The organism is Shewanella xiamenensis (genome assembly GCF_014647135.1).
Lineage (GTDB): Bacteria > Pseudomonadota > Gammaproteobacteria > Enterobacterales > Shewanellaceae > Shewanella > Shewanella xiamenensis.
Genome location: NZ_BMOP01000022.1, coordinates 1 through 17,009, shown reverse-complemented (window position 1 = coordinate 17,009; position 17,009 = coordinate 1). Strand labels below are relative to the sequence as shown.

15 protein-coding genes are annotated in these 17,009 nt (G+C 48.4%); 7 read left to right on the top strand and 8 right to left on the bottom strand.

Annotation, left to right across the window (positions count from 1 at the left end; translation table 11 throughout):
* Window positions 1-72 precede the first annotated feature (72 nt).
* Window positions 73-2,106, top strand: coding sequence for a TRAP transporter permease (locus IEY09_RS15925; RefSeq protein ID WP_188871826.1), 2,034 nt, complete (start codon window positions 73-75; stop codon window positions 2,104-2,106).
* Window positions 2,107-2,141: 35 nt separating this feature from the next.
* Complete coding sequence (locus tag IEY09_RS15920; RefSeq protein ID WP_188871824.1) at window positions 2,142-2,540, top strand: DUF1850 domain-containing protein; 399 nt, start codon at window positions 2,142-2,144, stop codon at window positions 2,538-2,540.
* Between the two features lie 64 nt (window positions 2,541-2,604).
* Here the strand turns inward: IEY09_RS15920 and IEY09_RS15915 are convergent, their stop codons facing one another.
* The gene (locus tag IEY09_RS15915) at window positions 2,605-3,573 is read right to left on the bottom strand and encodes a sensor domain-containing diguanylate cyclase (protein WP_037427374.1); all 969 of its coding nucleotides are present in this window, start codon (window positions 3,571-3,573) and stop codon (window positions 2,605-2,607) included.
* A gap of 143 nt (window positions 3,574-3,716) precedes the next feature.
* Window positions 3,717-4,052 (bottom strand): FKBP-type peptidyl-prolyl cis-trans isomerase, encoded by a 336-nt coding sequence (locus tag IEY09_RS15910; RefSeq protein WP_011070807.1) that lies wholly within the window; start codon window positions 4,050-4,052, stop codon window positions 3,717-3,719.
* 190 nt (window positions 4,053-4,242) lie between these two features.
* On the opposite strand from IEY09_RS15910, the gene trxC reads away from it, so the two are divergent.
* A complete protein-coding gene (trxC, locus tag IEY09_RS15905) occupies window positions 4,243-4,665 on the top strand; it encodes a thioredoxin TrxC (protein ID WP_047535126.1) in 423 nt (140 codons plus the stop codon).
* A 66-nt stretch (window positions 4,666-4,731) separates the two neighbouring features.
* Here trxC and IEY09_RS15900 read toward each other — a convergent pair whose 3' ends face one another.
* On the bottom strand, window positions 4,732-6,132 hold the full coding sequence (locus IEY09_RS15900; RefSeq protein ID WP_037413570.1) for a DASS family sodium-coupled anion symporter: 1,401 nt from the start codon (window positions 6,130-6,132) through the stop codon (window positions 4,732-4,734).
* A 650-nt stretch (window positions 6,133-6,782) separates the two neighbouring features.
* Here IEY09_RS15900 and IEY09_RS15895 point away from each other — a divergent pair.
* Window positions 6,783-7,955 carry an MFS transporter gene (locus IEY09_RS15895; RefSeq protein WP_188871822.1) on the top strand — a complete coding sequence of 391 codons (1,173 nt, stop codon included), beginning with the start codon at window positions 6,783-6,785 and terminating at the stop codon, window positions 7,953-7,955.
* Between the two features lie 72 nt (window positions 7,956-8,027).
* On the opposite strand, the gene IEY09_RS15890 is transcribed toward IEY09_RS15895, so the two are convergent.
* From IEY09_RS15890 to IEY09_RS15880, 3 genes are read right to left on the bottom strand one after another with little or no spacing between them, the layout of a single operon-like run.
* A complete protein-coding gene (locus IEY09_RS15890; RefSeq protein ID WP_188871820.1) occupies window positions 8,028-9,647 on the bottom strand; it encodes a PepSY-associated TM helix domain-containing protein in 1,620 nt (539 codons plus the stop codon).
* A 5-nt stretch (window positions 9,648-9,652) separates the two neighbouring features.
* Window positions 9,653-9,943, bottom strand: coding sequence for a hypothetical protein (locus tag IEY09_RS15885; protein WP_088586212.1), 291 nt, complete (start codon window positions 9,941-9,943; stop codon window positions 9,653-9,655).
* 3 nt (window positions 9,944-9,946) lie between these two features.
* Window positions 9,947-10,201 carry a hypothetical protein gene (locus IEY09_RS15880; protein ID WP_037413578.1) on the bottom strand — a complete coding sequence of 85 codons (255 nt, stop codon included), beginning with the start codon at window positions 10,199-10,201 and terminating at the stop codon, window positions 9,947-9,949.
* A 334-nt stretch (window positions 10,202-10,535) separates the two neighbouring features.
* Here IEY09_RS15880 and IEY09_RS15875 point away from each other — a divergent pair, with 334 nt between their 5' ends.
* Window positions 10,536-11,423, top strand: a complete 888-nt coding sequence (locus IEY09_RS15875) for a prohibitin family protein (protein ID WP_037413580.1) — start codon at window positions 10,536-10,538, stop codon at window positions 11,421-11,423.
* 106 nt (window positions 11,424-11,529) lie between these two features.
* Here IEY09_RS15875 and IEY09_RS15870 read toward each other — a convergent pair whose 3' ends face one another.
* Together IEY09_RS15870 and zntR are read right to left on the bottom strand one after the other, a co-directional pair.
* Window positions 11,530-13,035: an SO_0444 family Cu/Zn efflux transporter gene (locus IEY09_RS15870; protein WP_188871819.1), complete on the bottom strand. Its 1,506-nt coding sequence runs from the start codon at window positions 13,033-13,035 to the stop codon at window positions 11,530-11,532.
* A gap of 2 nt (window positions 13,036-13,037) precedes the next feature.
* On the bottom strand, window positions 13,038-13,511 hold the full coding sequence (gene zntR / locus IEY09_RS15865; protein WP_069453735.1) for a Zn(2+)-responsive transcriptional regulator: 474 nt from the start codon (window positions 13,509-13,511) through the stop codon (window positions 13,038-13,040).
* A gap of 335 nt (window positions 13,512-13,846) precedes the next feature.
* Here zntR and purH point away from each other — a divergent pair, with 335 nt between their 5' ends.
* Window positions 13,847-15,445: a bifunctional phosphoribosylaminoimidazolecarboxamide formyltransferase/IMP cyclohydrolase gene (purH, locus tag IEY09_RS15860; RefSeq protein WP_023268923.1), complete on the top strand. Its 1,599-nt coding sequence runs from the start codon at window positions 13,847-13,849 to the stop codon at window positions 15,443-15,445.
* A 105-nt stretch (window positions 15,446-15,550) separates the two neighbouring features.
* A complete protein-coding gene (gene purD, locus IEY09_RS15855) occupies window positions 15,551-16,849 on the top strand; it encodes a phosphoribosylamine--glycine ligase (protein WP_188871817.1) in 1,299 nt (432 codons plus the stop codon).
* The last annotated feature ends 160 nt before the right edge of the window (window positions 16,850-17,009 follow it).

Here is a 17,009-nt window from a genome sequence, read left to right as displayed (position 1 = left end):
TCCAACTCAGCACTTGGGCGATTCCCCAAGTGCTGCGTCGCCCTCTGTTGTCTAATGCTGTGAGGCATAAATATGAGCGATTCCGAACAAGGCCTAGGTGCAAGCACCAGTGACTGGCCCAAAGCGCTGTTTTATACGGCACTTATTTTCTCGATTTTTCAAATCATTACCGCCGCATTTCACCCCGTATCGACTCAAGTGCTGCGGGCAACCCACGTTGGTTTTTTACTTTTAGTGGTTTTTTTAAGTTATCCCGCCGTGGGCAAGTCTCGCCCTTGGCAACCCTTAGCTTGGCTGCTTGGCCTTGCGGGCATGGCAACGGCCGCCTATCAATGGATTTTTGAGGCCGATCTGATCCAACGTTCGGGTGAATTAACCGATGCCGATATGGTCATGGGTATTATTTTGATTGTATTAGTGTTTGAGGCCGCGCGGCGGGTGATGGGTTGGGCATTACCAATCATTTGCTGTATTTTCTTAGCCTATGGCTTATTCGGCCAATACCTCCCCGGCGACTTAATGCACCGCGGCTATGGCGTTGATCAAATAATCAACCAGTTATCCTTTGGCACCGAGGGGTTTTATGGCACTCCAACTTATGTGTCGGCCACTTATATCTTCCTGTTTATTTTGTTTGGTGCCTTTTTAGAACAAGCAGGCATGATCCGTTTGTTTACCGATTTTGCGATGGGCTTATTCGGCCATAAACTGGGTGGCCCGGCCAAAGTCGCCGTGGTTTCCTCGGCGATGATGGGGACAATCACAGGATCGGGCGTCGCCAACGTGGTGACCACTGGACAATTTACCATTCCACTGATGAAACGCTTTGGTTACCGTCCCGCCTTTGCCGGTGGTGTTGAAGCCACCTCCAGTATGGGTAGCCAAATCATGCCGCCGATTATGGGCGCAGTTGCCTTTATCATGGCCGAAACCATTAACGTGCCGTTTATTGAAATAGCCAAAGCGGCCTTACTGCCAGCGTTACTGTATTTTTGCTCCGTTTTTTGGATGGTGCATTTAGAAGCCAAACGCGCCAATCTTTGTGGCTTGCCTAAAGATCAATGTCCCGATCCTTGGGCGGCGGTTAAAGCGCGTTGGTATCTGCTTATTCCATTGTTTATTTTGGTTTATTTGCTGTTTTCTGGCAGAACACCGCTGTTCTCGGGCATGGTCGGTTTAGCGCTGACCTCGATAGTGATCTTAGGCTCAGCCATTGTGCTGCGCCTGCCTTCTAATGCCCTGCGTTTTGCCTTTTGGATTGCCCTTGGCGTACTGTGCGCGGGCTTCTTCCAGATGGGGATTGGCGTGGTATTTGGAGTCATTGCCATACTCGTGGCCATCTGTTGGTTTATCAAGGGCGGTAAAGATACTCTGACTATTTGCTTACATGCATTGGTCGAAGGTGCCCGCCATGCCGTACCAGTTGGGATTGCGTGCGCCTTAGTGGGAGTGATCATCGGTATTGTCTCGCTCACGGGAATAGCCTCCACTTTTGCCAGCTATATTCTCGCTGTCGGGCAGGATAACCTGTTCTTATCCTTAGTATTAACTATGCTCACTTGTCTGGTATTAGGCATGGGAATACCCACCATCCCTAACTATATTATTACCAGCTCAATTGCCGCACCGGCGTTACTGGATTTAGGCGTGCCGCTGATCGTCTCCCATATGTTTGTGTTTTACTTTGGGATTATGGCTGACTTAACACCACCCGTTGCCTTAGCCTGTTTTGCGGCCGCGCCGATTGCAAAGGAGTCGGGGCTTAAGATCAGTCTGTGGGCGATTCGTATTGCTATCGCGGGCTTTGTGATCCCCTTTATGGCGGTTTATGACCCCGCACTAATGCTGCAAAGCGATAGCTGGTTAGCCACTATTTATGTGCTGATCAAAGTCACTGTCGCGATTGGGATTTGGGGAGTGGTCTTTACCGGCTACCTGCTGCAAAAACTCTATTGGTGGGAACGGGTTATCGGCTTCCTCGCTGGAGCCAGTTTGATCCTTGCCACCCCGCTCAGTGATGAAATTGGCTTTGGACTGGCGCTACTGTTTATCGTGCAGCACAGCCTCAGAGCCCGCAAACTGAAACGTCTTGCCGAGCAGGGGTAATGTTTTGGAATTTTATGCAAAGGTAAGGCAATAGCATGCTAGATCTATGTTTAGGCCTAGCTGGCACACTGTGGGCACAAGTGCCCACAGAGCAGTTCACCCTCGCGTGGAACCACAGCATCGAAAAAATTCGCTGGGAAGAAGACTATCAGCTCACACCACAAGGCTTAGTGTTAGTTGAAGCCAGAGTGAAAGGCACAGGTGCGGGTATGGAAATCCCTGATGATGCGGTGTTTAACAATGGAAGTTGGCATTATCAGCCTAAGCTGCCCGAGCTGCCCAAATTACGCTTAGGTCGCACCCCCGAAGCGGGAGATTTTGAGCTGTGTTTCGCCAACGCCACTGGTAAAGTGCAATGCCAAGCCATGAGTCATTGGCTTGGCCCTCCAAATAAGCAAGATGCCGCTGTTGAGGTATGGAGTTGTGAGCAGTGAAATATCACTTTATACAGACGCGCAAGCAAGGCGCGATGCTGCCCATTAGCGCTCGATAATGCTCTTAACGAGAGAAGCTGTAGCCGTTTTTCCCTTGATGTTTAATGCGATACATGGCTGCGTCTGCACGTTCGCAACTTTCAGCAAAACTATCACCATCACTAAAAATATCAATGCCGATGCTCAGTCCAATCGCCACTTCATGACCTTCAAGTAAAAAAACCTGTCGATAAACATCAAGCAAGGATTGTGCAAGCATGCTTAATGATTCAATTTCGGTGGATGGCAGTATGATCACAAACTCATCACCACCTAACCGTGCGATCTTCGCTTGCTCACCCGAATGAGCGACCAAAGAATCTGCAACGTGCACTAACAGATTGTCGCCAAATTTATGGCCGTAACGGTCATTTAAGGCTTTAAAACCATCAAGATCGATAAAAAATAACGCACCACTCATGCCGGGCTGCAAGCACTCATCGAAGGCCTTGGCTATAGCTTGGCGATTCATCAGGTTGGTAAGTGGGTCGCTATGGGCGAGTAGCGCTAAATCGAGTTCATAACGCTTTTCTTGGGTGATATCGATATGGCTGCCCATCATCCGCAGCGGTGTACCATCAGGTAAACGTTCAACAATGCGGCCCCGATCCGACACCCAAGTAACGCTGCCATCTTTATGCAGCATTCGGTGCACGGCCTGGTAATAATCGGCCTTGCCATTCACATGATCTTCAAAGGCTTGGATTACCCAGTCTTTATCTTCTGGGTGTAATTTGCTTTTCCAGATATCAACATGGGCTGCTAACTCATCGGGGCTAAAACCGAGCATTTCGCCCCAGCGCATATTGAAAATGGTTAAATTCCCACTTGGAATATGCTGTTCCCATAAGCACAAACCATTGCCATCAAGGGCGGCGAATAGTTTCTCTTCGGCACGACGATTCAACGCCGTTAATTGAGCGTTTTCACGTTTAAGCTGTGCAATTTCGGCCTGAAGTTGCTTAATCTGTTCTGCTGCCGTATCCGATGCCACAGAAAAATCTCTTTCCTTAACGTGGGGAAACCTCGTCCAGTGTAAAACAAACAATGCCGAAGTGACATAGTGAGGAGGACGAGAAGACCCTAGGTCATACTCGCCCTATCGAGCTTACACAGACTTTTACTATCTTGTCATACTTAGTCGCGAGTCAGCACTTCAAGCAATTCGATTTCAAAAGTAAGATCAGAATTGGGTTTGATATGAGCCCCAACTTGGCGCTCGCCGTAGGCTAAATGAGCTGGCACCAATAACTTGCGTTTGCCGCCCACTTTCATCCCCATAATCCCTTGGTCCCAACCTTTAATCACTCGGCCAGTCCCAATCACACATTGAAATGCCTGACCACGGTCATAGGAGGAATCGAACTGCGTACCATCTTGCAAAAAACCGCGGTATTGGGTAGTGATCAACGCGCCTTTTACGGCCTCTTTTCCATCACCGACAACCAGATCGATTATTTCTAATTCAGTCATTTAATTAATCTCTTACTCTTCACTTAACACAGTGATTTATCAAAGTGCTTATTCTAACATCGGCACTCCTACTTGTCGGCGTGCAGTGGGGATTTTGTGGCTTATACCAATCTTGCTTGATCCTATCCTCCTTTAAATTCCACTTATTCAACCCCATATCTAGATCATCCCCGAGCTTAGGAGCCAGATTATGATTATCGCTTGCCCCCACTGTGACACCTTAAACCGCGTACCCCAAGAGCGGTTAACTGAGCAGCCGACCTGCGGCAAATGCAAACAGAATCTGTTTGCGGCGACTCCGATTGAACTCACAAGTGCCAATTTTATCAATCATGCCCATAAATCAGAGTTGCCCTTAGTTGTTGATTTTTGGGCCAGCTGGTGCGGTCCCTGTAAGAGTTTTGCGCCTATATTTTCTGAGGCCGCAAAAGTATGGGAGCCAAGATTCCGCTTCGGTAAAATCAATACTGAAGAACAACAAGCACTTGCGGCTCAATTTAATATACGCTCCATTCCCACCTTAATGATTTTCAAGCAGGGACAACTCCTCGCGCAGCAAGCTGGCGCCTTACCTAAGCCAGCGTTCGATCAATGGTTAAAACGTTATAGTTAATGTGTGCTTCGCCCATAAAAATACCCAGCTAAGCTGGGTATTTTTATTTGGATGAATCAGAGGCGATTACACTTCCCAGAAGGTGTGGGCAATAATGCCCAGCACTATCATGCTGAGGAAGTTAACTATCATGCCCACTCGCACCATTTCCGACTGCTTAATATGGCCAGAGCCGTAAACAATAGCGTTAGGCGGCGTCGCCACAGGCAACATAAAGGCGCAGGATGCGGCAATACCAATTAGCACGGATAGCATGACGGGGGATACCCCCAATGCTTCGGCAATAGCCGCAAATACAGGCACTAACAGCGCCGCACTCGCGGTATTACTGGCAAATTCGGTTAGCATTACCACAAAGGCGATCACCGCAAACACAAACAGCGACATGTGGGTGCTGCCAAAAATATCCGTCATCCAGTGCGCGAGGAACACACTGGTACCGGTAGTTTTGAGCACGGCACTCAAGGTCAAACCGCCACCGAATAAAATCAACACGCCCCAGTCGGTAGTCGATTCAATCTTCTTCCAACCAACTAAACCGAGCCCCGCCAGTAATACCACAGCACCGAGTGCAACGACGGTATCAAACTGGGTTATTCCGCCAAGCGCTTTTGCCAACGGCACACTGAAAATCCAGCAACATACGGTCGCAAGGAAGATAACCAGCGTCAGTTTTCCTTGGAACGTAAGCTTTTGATCTTCAAGTGCAAGCTCGCATTTAGCCGACAAGTCTGGCTTAAAGTACCAATAGAGCGCAATGAGCATCATAGGGAGCATTAAGATCACGGTTGGAATGCCAAATTTTAGCCAATCGCTAAAACTTAACCCCACCTGCGCTGCGGCAATCGCGTTGGGAGGACTGCCGACTAAAGTACCAATACCGCCGATATTAGCGGAATAGGCAATCCCCAATAATAGGAACACATAGGTACTGTGATAGGTTTTACGATCTAATTGCTGCAAAATTCCCAGTGCCAGAGGCAGCATCATTGCCGTGGTTGCGGTATTACTGATCCACATCGACAGCAGCGCAGTTACCCCAAACAACATTAAGCAGGCAATACTCAGCTTGCCTTTAGAGGCCAGCAGTAATTTTTGCGCGATTAAGGTATCAATCTTTTGATTGTGCAATGCAGCTGCAAGCACAAAACCACCGAAAAATAGATAGATAATTGGATTGGCAAAGTTACTCATGGCCTCTTTAGTTTCAAATACCCCAAAGAATACCGCCAAAATAGGCACTAAAATCGCAGTAATACTGATATGAATCGCTTCGGTTAACCACAGAATGGCTGCAAAGACTAAAATCGCAAGCCCCGTATTCACTCCCTGCTCAAAGGGTAATCCGTAATACAGTGCAAATAGCAGCACAATATCCGCCATTAAGACCAGCATATTTTTCTTTTCAAGCCCAGTATTGGCGGGCGAATGATTAGGGGGAACCGACGTTGATTGCGTTAAGGACATGGTGACTACTACCTTCATACCATTATTTTTTCTAGCAAATTTAGGGCATAGGTCACACTAGTAAAAGCAGTTTATTTTGTACTTTAGCTACACAGCAACAACAAAATGCTAAGACTTAAAACGCAAAAAACCCATTTTCGCGATAAAAACCACCCATTTTTGATCTTAAGTGATGAACAAAACTTTCAAACGGATAAAAATACTGCAAAAGCTTGATAAAGCTGTAACTAAATAAATATTTAAAACTGTGACAAAGATCAAATCGCAGCATAATTCAAAGTGATAAAAGCCTTAATTTAATATTAATTTTTAACAATATAAAATGCTAATTAATTGCATAACATCCAGATAATCATCCCACTGACTTTTCATCGCTAATAACAAAGCTTATGAGCACTAGAGCGTGTTAATATTTCGAGATTAGATTTTGTTCGTTCTGATAAGTAAGTGATCACCAAACAACGCGTTGAATGTTGCTTTTTCACCCAAACCAATAACATTTAAACTTCAATATCTATATGAATAATAAACACAAATATTATTCACCATCTCAGTCAATCTAACTCACTTTACCCCGTCAACAATCCAGCCTAGAGTCGCGACCGTATTCTCGCCTCCTGTTTATTTTTTTACCTGTTTTGGTACCGCTTGTGGAAAATATGCTGTTAGCTCAACCCAATCAAAAGCCAGGGCTTTTTGTTCCAGTGGCAGGACTTAGTCTATTTGCTTTAGCGTCAGGCTACTTGATGAGTTTGATCCCACTCTCACTCACTTACTTTGATTTGAGCCTTGATCTTGCTCCTTGGCTGGCGAGTATTTTCTACCTTGGCTTATTACTGGGCGCACCTTGTATTGCACCGATTGTCAGCCGCATAGGGCACAGTAAGGCCTTTATTTTTTTCTTAAATATCTTACTGTGCAGCGTTGTGGTGATGGTTTTGCTGCCACAGAGCAGTGTTTGGTTAGCAGCACGCTTGATTGCCGGCATCGCCGTGGCGGGGATTTTTGTGGTAGTTGAATCCTGGTTACTGATGGCCGACACCCAAAAACAACGGGCAAAACGTTTAGGTTTATATATGACCGCCCTCTACGGTGGCACCGCCATTGGGCAACTCGCCGTAGATTATTTAGGTACCACGGGTAATTTACCCTACTTGGTGGTAATAGGTTTGCTGGCCGCCGCCAGTTTACCTGCACTGTTGGTTAAACGTGGCCAACCACAGTCCAGTGAACAACACGCTATTGCCCTTTCCGACCTAAAAACCTTAAGTAAACCCGCCGTGGTCGGTTGTTTAGTCTCGGGATTATTACTAGGTCCCATCTACGGCTTATTGCCTGTGTATGTGTCGCGAGACATGGGTTTTGCCCAGCAAACAGGGCAATTTATGGCGCTAATTATCTTGGGCGGCATGATAGTCCAGCCCTTAGTGAGCTATTTATCTCCCCGCATTCAAAAGAGTGTGTTGATGACCGCCTTTTGCTTAGTGGGTGCTGCGGCGCTGTTGTTACTGATGCAAACATCGCTTGTGGGATTATGGTTGGGTTTTGTGTTACTCGGCGCCTGCGCCTTTGCTCTCTATCCCATCGCCATCAGTCTGGCGTGCGATCATTTACCCAGCAGCCAAATCGTCTCCGCCACTCAGATTATGTTGCTCAGCTATTCTGTGGGTTCGGTTATTGGTCCGGTTGCCGCCAGTCGTTTCGATGATGTAGAACATGGCTTACCACTGTATTTAGCCGCAAGTTTTTTAGTCACGGCTTGCTACCTCAGTGCGCACTTACTGGCCCGAAGTAAAGCTCGCCTACCCACAGCGAAGGCTTAGTCCAGAGCCGTTAATGTTAAGTCTCTCCCCCTTGTGAATAACAATGGGCGCCGATAACGGCGCCCATTGCTATTACGATGTTTGCTGGGTTAATTCTGCCACGGGCACTGTAGCGGGAATGGCCCAGATACTGTCCTGCGGCCCATTAAGCACCCGATAGCGAGTCAGCTTATAACCATAAAAGAACACTCCACTAAAGGCTAACGCCACCAGATCGACGCCTAACGTTGCCGCAGAATAAGGCGCCCATAAACCTAAACTTGGCGCGAATACCGCAACTAGAGACGTGATTGGCATCGCCAATGTAGCCAAGCCGCACAAAGGCAAAATCAGTAGCGCCGCCTTGGCTGCACCACGCCAAAAGGCGTAAGCCACCAGCAATCCAAACACCAGATAATACAGCCACAAATAGACGTGGTTAATATTGCTCACATGCGCGTAAAACCATTTACCCAGCAACATACTTATCGTTAAGGCGGCAACTGAGCCTAAGCAAATCCCCACTGTGGCACTGGCCATTAAACGACAAGCACGGGTTTGTTCACTGGCCTGCTTTTTACGGCGTTTTTCCAGCCACAGCAAGTTGCCACTGTAAAATAAAAAAGCGCCGCTCAAACCTAAGAAGAAATACACCCAGCGCCCGAGATCGCCCCCATAACTGCCAAAGTGTAATCCAAAGAATACCGCAACGGTTCTGGCCCAAATCCCCTTATCACTTTGGTCAATCGTGCTATTGGATACCTTGAGGCTATAGGGATGCAGATATAAATAATCAGTGACAGGCCCACGCATAAAACCATTGGGGTTATATAACCCCAAGCGCAAGGTCGCACGGGGATTATCCAAGTTCATAAAGGTCATTTCATTCACTTGATAATCGGGGGCGATTTGCTGCACCTTGGCTAACACAGTGGTGACCTTTGGCAAATCGGCAAGTGTATAGGGCGTTCTGTCAGGCGCGGGCTGGACAAAGAGCGGTTTTTCGCCATAAACCACCTGCTTAAGCCCATCGTAAAGCTGATCATGGAAGGCAAACACAATCACGGTAAGGCTAATCACTAAATGAAATGGCAGACTGGTAATACCGACTAAATTATGGGCATCAAGCCAGAAACGACTCTCACCTTTATCTTTACGCAGGGCGAAAAAGCTTTTGGTTAAGGTGGGCAGTAAAAAAATCACCCCAGAAACCAGCGCCAAGAAGTATAAGAAGGCGGCGACGCCGAGCACATAGACGCCCGCTTGATCGTGACCGACTTCGCCGGCAATCCCTGCGGTGCGATGTAATTGGTCAATCAGCTCAGCCAACTCACTGGGCGTACTTAACTGTGTCAGTAGCTGCCCATTTTCGTCAAGACTGGCATGCCAAAGCTGATTACTCATGCTGAGTTCACGCTCAGAGCCCTGCTGATACCAGGTCATCGGCGATTGATGTTCATCATTTAAGTGCAAACTAAAACCGGTTTTGGCCTTATCATCCTGCGCTAACACTTGCGCAACTAAATCATCCAGTTTGTCAGCGGGCACTTGAGGCAAAGTTAGGGCTGGCGGCATTGACCAAGCGTCAATCGCCCCCTTAAACATGGTGAGCGAACCAGCATAAAAGCCGATAAACAATACGATTCCGGCGATGATACCAGTCCAAATATGGATAGACTGATACACCCGTAACACATCACTGCGAACTTTCATCCTTGTCACCTAAAGGTATATAACACTATATAAGTCAAAATGTTAAATAGGCTCAAGTAGCCAATTGCCCTGAGTCCGGTTTTAAACATAAAGCTAAAACTTAAGATCAATAACCAGATAGGCGTTATCAGCCACATGTTGAACTGCACTTTAGTATCGGCATCGATACCGCCTGGGCCAAACCAGGCAAATAACCCCACCAATCCAAGCGCTAAGGTAAATCCTAAAATCAATCCCGCCAGTGATTTAGTCCACCAATCAGGCTGTAATTTGTCCTGTTCAGCTAAACGTGCCATGAGTTATTTCCGCCCCAAAAGTGAGACAAAAGGCACTAACCCCGTCAATAACATCAACAGGGCTAACCAAATAAAAATCGCGGCGCTAAGGGTAAAGAGACTGAGCCAACCGAGTAAACTGGCAAAGGCAAAAGCATAGGCGAGTAACCGCCAAGGCCGCTTAGGAAGGGAGCTTGCAAATAGTTTTTGCTGCTTATTCGTCACATAAAATAACAAGCAGGCCAACAGCGTCGCTAACACAGATATAAGTTGCAACACGGGATGTTTTCCTCTCACCACAAAGCGTTAGCATTCGAGTCCATTTGCCTATGCTCGGTGTATATCCTATAAAAAGATAAACGCATGAAAGCAATGGAAGAATTTGAATCTCAGGACTCTAGCCATGGTGAGAATAATTCGCAATAAGATTTACAGTGTAAGGATGAGTTGTGATATTACTGTCACATATTGATAAGCTAGATACCCGATTGTTGCCAGCCGTTAACCATTAAGATACATTTTGCAGCAACCGTTTCGTCTCGATATAAATAGTCATCAACACGATCCGCGCTCACTCCAACCCCATCTCGACGACCCTAGCAAAGGAAGCTAAATGATAAAAAATGAACTCAACCTGCCAAGTTCCTTTGGCCTATCTAAAATCATTCCTTTAGTGATTTTACTCATCCTATTTATCTCACTCTTTGGCAGTTGGTACACGGTTGACCAAGGTGAACGCGGGGTGATTCTACGTAACGGTAAGATCATTGGTACAGCAGAGCCGGGACTTGGGTTTAAACTGCCCATGTTTGACACCGTAGTAAAAATCTCAACCCAAACCCACACGACTAGCTACAGTTCACTACAAGCCTATAGCCGTGACCAACAACCCGCGACACTTAACGCTTCAGTCACCTTTAGTGTCCCGCCGGATCGGGTCGAAGAAGTCTATGCCAACTTCAAAAGTATCGATGCCATGGTGGCGCGCTTACTCGACCGCCAAGTGCCAACGCAAGTTGAAAACATTTTTGGTAAATACACTGCAATTTCAGTGGTACAGGAGCGGATCAAATTTGGTATCGATGTGACCAATGCCATCACCCAATCGGTGAAAGGGCCAATCGAGATCACCTCGGTACAGATTGAAAATATCGATTTCTCCAACGCTTATGAGAAATCTGTTGAAGACAGAATGCGCGCAGAGGTTGAAGTGCAAACCCAACTGCAAAACTTAGAGAAAGAAAGAGTCAGCGCCCAAATCGCCGTGACCCAAGCGCAAGCGGAAGCAGACTCACAACTCGCCCGCGCGAAGGCTGAGGCCGAAAGTATTAGGATTAAAGGGGATGCAGAAGCCTCTGCGATTAAGAGCCGCGCCGAGGCACTGGCACAAAATCAAAACCTTGTCGAACTGACCAAGGCCGAGAAATGGGATGGAAAACTACCAACCACAGTCTTACCAACGGGCACTCTGCCCTTTATCGATGCTAAGAAGTCGAACTAACAAACGACTAAGCATCGCAAGTAAGCTATTTGCCACTAGCGATACGCATTAGGCTTTACCATAAAAATCCCCAGTCATTGCTGGGGATTTTTATTTAGCGTTAGCGCTATGAACAGCAATCGCTGCGGCGTAACCAGCTTCTTGGGATCTTCTCAAACACCACTTTCGCCATCAACAACGCCAGTACTATGCCCGAGGTGGCCACTAACCAACTTGGTAGCATTTGGTGTTCATGACCAATCTGTGGCATTACCTCAAAGCCAAAGTTCGCCACTAGATAGTTCACTAAGGCACCAGCTATTAAGGCAACACCTAACACACCGCCAAGATAGCCATAGAGCGCACGCTTACCCAGCTCCTTAGTCACTACACCTAAAGTAGCGATATTGGTTGCAGGACCTGCCATCATAAACACCAGCACGGCGCCGGGGGACACGCCAGCGAGTAACAAGCCCGCAGCAATCGGTGTCGAAGCCGTTGCGCAGATATACATAGGTACAGACACTAGTACCATCACCAGCATGGCCAGCAACCCATCGCCCCATTTAGCTAAAAAGTCAGCAGGAACATAGGTTTGTACTAATGCTGCGAAGAATAAACCCACCAGCAGCCAGAGGGTCGTATCACGCACAAGATCCGTCGCCGCATATTTAAGCCCAATACCAATACGTGCAATCACAGATTCAGACTTCAACTCAGTCGCCATATCCTGAGTCGACGCACAGCAGCTCTCGCCTTCGGCTTGATGGCTCTCAGCCGTTTTCGCGCTTGAGCTACCACAACAAGCGCCCTTCTTGACTACGACTATTTTTTCAGGCGCGGCAGTTTGAGTACCACAGCATGAACCAGCATTTTCAACCTTGACCGCACTGACTTTAGCCGCATTAACCATACCTACAGCCCCTATGCTTGGGCCGCCAGTCGCCATTAGACTAGGCTTAGCCATAGGTGTCATTTTGATTTTCGGTTCGGTTGATGGCGCTTTCGCGTTATCACTGCCGCAACAGGAAGATTTGACCGGCGTAATTGCAGGCGCCTTAGTCGAGGCGCAGCAGCTTTTTACCGCTTCGGCTTTTACCACTGTCTCTGGCGACGGGGATTTTGAGGCGCAGCATGAAGCGACAGGCGCAGCGCTAGCTAATGCCTTGTCTGACTGAGTCTTGTCTAACTGAGCCGTGTCTGACAGGGCCTCGGCCTTAGCCGCTGGCTTGCCATCGTCATCATCACGTCCCACCAGTAAGCCCGCAACAATGGCACTGGTGATCGCCGCAATTGGGCGCACTATTGCCATAAAAGGGCCGAGTAACACGTAGGAAACCGTTACTGAGTCAACCCCAGTTTCAGGAGTGGAGACTAAAAAGGAGGTGGTTGCCGCTTTCGATGCCCCAGAGCGGCGCAGCCCCACGGCAGCGGGGATCACACCGCAGGAACACAGAGGTAAAGGCGCGCCCAATAACGCTGCCTTGACCACAGTTTTAAAGCCATGTCCGCCGAGCTGCTTTTGCATCCAGGCCATAGGCACGAATACTTTAAGTAAACCCGCCAGAATCAAGCCAAGCAGCAGCCAAGGGGCGGAATCTAAAAACAGATCGATAAAATTCTTCAGTAACATAATTAATTCCCTGACTTATCTGGGGTTGTAGCACTGTGGGCTGCACCATGATCATGCTCAACGCGTACTCGTTCGGTACTCGACTCTAACGCCTCTAAAATCGAGCAATGTTCGGCGCTACGAGGCCCGCCGCAGCAGGCATCCGACAAGCTCTGCAAACTGGTTTGAAAATGCAGTAACTCGGCAATCTTCGCCTGTACCTGCGCCAGCTTCAGGTCCACCATGCCCTTTACATCGGCACAGGCCCAATTGGATTTATCAAGATCGATAGACAACAGCTCACTGATTTCACTCAAGGTAAAACCCACGGCCTTCGCCCGCAGAATAAAACGCAGCCTAGCCGCGTCGGCATCGGTATAGACCCGATAGCCAGAGTCGGTTCGGCTCGAAGGCGAAAGTAGACCGTGTTTCTCATAGAATCTGAGGGTATCGGCCTTCACCTCGCATAAATCGGCTAACTCACCAATTCGGTACATAGTTAATCCTTTGCAGTTTTACTCGAATCTTCTCAAGCAACACTGACAATCAATATGATGGAGCGAGTATAAACCTTAGAGCCTACTCCAAGGTCAAGGGCTATTTTCAAATTTACACTTCACCCCAAAATCATTCCACTTTGTTCTGATATCAATATTGTGAAATCGCGCAGAAAAAACACCCGTAAATCCCGTTTTACGGTAGAATACGCGCGCCTGACGTTGGGACAAAAAATATAAGTAGGACCAAGGGGCTTTTGGAAAGCAGAACCGATTGAAGTTGTTCTGTTTTCCGAAAGATCCTTGAAACTAAAATAACTGGACCCTGTACCCAAATGACTGTTGCAAATAATGCCAGACCCATTCGTCGCGCGCTGTTAAGCGTTTCAGATAAAACCGGAATTCTCGAATTCGCCAAAGCATTACACGCCCAAGGCGTTGAACTGCTGTCAACGGGCGGCACCGCTCGCTTGTTAGCGGATAACGGCGTGCCTGTTATCGAAGTATCTGACTATACAGGACACCCTGAGATCATGGATGGTCGCGTTAAAACCCTGCACCCGAAAGTGCATGGCGGCATTTTGGCGCGTCGCGGTCTTGATGAAAATGTCATGGCTGCTAACAATATCAATGCAATCGATCTGGTTGCGGTTAACCTCTACCCCTTTGCCGATACCGTTGCTAAAGCCGGTTGCACCTTAGAAGATGCGATTGAAAACATCGACATCGGTGGCCCGACTATGGTGCGCGCTGCGGCGAAAAACCATAAAGACGTGACTATCGTGGTAAATGCGGCCGACTATAACCGCGTATTAGCCGAAATGGCCGCCAACAATGGCAGCACGACTCACGCGACCCGTTTCGATTTAGCGATTGCCGCCTTCGAACACACTGCGGGTTACGATGGCATGATCGCCAATTACTTCGGCACTATGGTTCCAGCGCATAGCACTGATGAGTGCTTCGAAGACTCAAAGTTCCCACGCACCTTCAACACTCAATTAGTGAAGAAGCAAGATCTGCGTTACGGTGAAAACAGCCACCAAACTGCGGCCTTCTATGTTGACACTAAGATCGACGAAGCCTCAGTCGCAACTGCCGTTCAACTGCAAGGTAAGGCACTGTCTTACAACAACATCGCCGATACCGATGCCGCCCTTGAGTGTGTGAAAGAGTTCAGCGAGCCCGCCTGCGTTATCGTTAAACACGCTAACCCATGTGGTGTTGCACTGGGTAAAGACTTGCTCGATGCCTATAACCGCGCCTACCAAACTGACCCAACGTCAGCCTTTGGCGGCATTATCGCCTTCAACGGCGAGTTAGATGCAGCAACCGCTAGCGCTATCGTTGAGCGTCAATTCGTTGAAGTGATTATTGCGCCAGTCGTGAGCCAAGGTGCCCGCGATGTAGTGGCCAAGAAAACCAACGTGCGTCTGTTAGAGTGCGGTCAATGGGATACTAAGACCAAGACCTTAGACTATAAGCGCGTAAACGGTGGCCTGCTGGTGCAAGACCGCGACCAAGGCATGGTTGGCTTAGATGACATTAAAGTCGTAACTAAACGTCAACCGACCGAGAGCGAGCTGAAGGACTTAATGTTCTGCTGGAAAGTGGCTAAGTTCGTTAAATCTAACGCGATTGTTTACGCCAAAGACGGCATGACAATTGGTGTCGGCGCAGGCCAAATGAGCCGCGTCTACAGCGCTAAGATTGCGGGTATCAAGGCTGCCGATGAAGGCTTAGAAGTGGTGAACTCTGTGATGGCGTCCGATGCCTTCTTCCCATTCCGCGACGGTATCGATGCCGCAGCGGCGGCGGGCATCAGCTGCATCATCCAGCCAGGTGGTTCAATGCGCGATGCGGAAATCATCGCCGCGGCCGACGAGCACGGCATGGCCATGGTGATGACGGGCATGCGCCACTTCCGTCACTAATGCCACCTACAGCCAGCACGCCAAGTGCTGGCTGTTTCGTTTATCGCACTCTGTAGCGCTAAGAATCTAACCATCAGAATTTAAAACTCAAAGGGATGACTTAACATGAAAGTATTAGTTATTGGTGGCGGTGGCCGCGAACATGCCCTAGCTTGGAAAGCGGCACAATCACCTCAGGTAGAACTGGTTTATGTTGCACCGGGTAACGCGGGCACTGCTCTCGAGCCAAAGCTTGAAAACTTAAATATCAGTGCAACTGACATTCCTGCCCTGCTCGATTTTGCTAAAACCAATCAGATCGAACTCACCATCGTTGGCCCGGAAGCACCGCTGGTATTAGGTGTGGTCGATGCCTTTAACGCTGCGGGTCTGCCCATTTTTGGCCCAACCAAAGCGGCTGCACAGTTAGAAGGCTCTAAAGCCTTCACTAAGGACTTTTTAGCTCGCCATAATATCCCTACCGCGGGTTATAAAAACTGTACCGAAATCCAAGACGCTAAAACCTTTGTGCGTGAACTGACAGGCAAGACGGGTTACCCAGTGGTAATCAAAGCTGACGGTTTAGCGGCGGGTAAAGGCGTGATCATCGCCCAAGACCAAGCCGAAGCGGATGCCGCCATCGAAGATATGCTTGCGGGCAATAAGTTTGGCGATGCGGGTTCTCGCGTGGTGATCGAGGAATTCTTAAAAGGCGAAGAAGCCAGCTTTATCGTTATGGTCGATGGTAAAAATATCCTCGCGATGGCGACCAGCCAAGACCATAAAGCCCGTGATAACGCCGACCACGGTCCAAACACTGGCGGAATGGGTGCTTACTCTCCTGCTCCTGTGGTCACCCAAAGCGTACACGATTGGACAATCGCTAACGTTATCCGCCCAACGGTGGATGGCATGGCGGCCGAAGGCAATGTTTACACAGGCTTTCTGTATGCGGGTCTGATGATCGCACCAGACGGCAGCGCTAAGGTACTGGAATACAACTGCCGTTTTGGCGATCCAGAAACCCAACCTATTATGATGCGCTTAAAATCAGACTTAGTTGAACTCTGTTTAGCAGCAACCCGCGGCGAGCTAGATAAAGTCACCGCTGAGTACGACGAGCGCGCCGCAGTCGGTGTCGTATTAGCCGCTGGCGGTTACCCTGATGACTACCGCAAAGGCGATGTGATTGACGGCCTAAGCCTAGGTAATCATGATGCCAAAGTCTTCCACGCGGGTACTGAGATGAAAGACGGCCATGTGGTCACCAACGGTGGCCGCGTGTTATGCGCCACAGCCTTAGGAAACACAGTGACCGAAGCACAAAAAGCCGCTTATCAATTGGTTGATGAAATCCATTGGGATGATGTGTATTTCCGTACCGATATTGGCTATCGCGCCATTGCCCGTGAACAACAGAGCTAAGGGTTAATCCCACTAAAAATACCGGCCTAATGCCTAATGCCGTTCACTTAAGAGTGAACGGCATTTTTCTTTGGTCTAACCGGAAACTTGTTTTTGCTCATTTTAAGGACTCGTGGATATGCCCTTTCCCGTTTACCATCCAGCTTAAATTGCCGTGCAT

What these genes read in the sequence shown, in the direction of transcription:
- IEY09_RS15925 (WP_188871826.1), top strand. Translation starts at nt 73, where the DNA reads ATGAGCGATTCCGAACAAGGCCTAGGTGCAAGCACCAGTGACTGGCCC.
- IEY09_RS15920 (WP_188871824.1), top strand. Translation starts at nt 2,142, where the DNA reads ATGCTAGATCTATGTTTAGGCCTAGCTGGCACACTGTGGGCACAAGTG.
- IEY09_RS15910 (WP_011070807.1), bottom strand. Translation starts at nt 4,052, where the DNA reads ATGACTGAATTAGAAATAATCGATCTGGTTGTCGGTGATGGAAAAGAG.
- trxC (WP_047535126.1), top strand. Translation starts at nt 4,243, where the DNA reads ATGATTATCGCTTGCCCCCACTGTGACACCTTAAACCGCGTACCCCAA.
- IEY09_RS15900 (WP_037413570.1), bottom strand. Translation starts at nt 6,132, where the DNA reads ATGTCCTTAACGCAATCAACGTCGGTTCCCCCTAATCATTCGCCCGCC.
- IEY09_RS15890 (WP_188871820.1), bottom strand. Translation starts at nt 9,647, where the DNA reads ATGAAAGTTCGCAGTGATGTGTTACGGGTGTATCAGTCTATCCATATT.
- IEY09_RS15885 (WP_088586212.1), bottom strand. Translation starts at nt 9,943, where the DNA reads ATGGCACGTTTAGCTGAACAGGACAAATTACAGCCTGATTGGTGGACT.
- IEY09_RS15875 (WP_037413580.1), top strand. Translation starts at nt 10,536, where the DNA reads ATGATAAAAAATGAACTCAACCTGCCAAGTTCCTTTGGCCTATCTAAA.
- IEY09_RS15870 (WP_188871819.1), bottom strand. Translation starts at nt 13,035, where the DNA reads ATGTTACTGAAGAATTTTATCGATCTGTTTTTAGATTCCGCCCCTTGG.
- zntR (WP_069453735.1), bottom strand. Translation starts at nt 13,511, where the DNA reads ATGTACCGAATTGGTGAGTTAGCCGATTTATGCGAGGTGAAGGCCGAT.
- purH (WP_023268923.1), top strand. Translation starts at nt 13,847, where the DNA reads ATGACTGTTGCAAATAATGCCAGACCCATTCGTCGCGCGCTGTTAAGC.
- purD (WP_188871817.1), top strand. Translation starts at nt 15,551, where the DNA reads ATGAAAGTATTAGTTATTGGTGGCGGTGGCCGCGAACATGCCCTAGCT.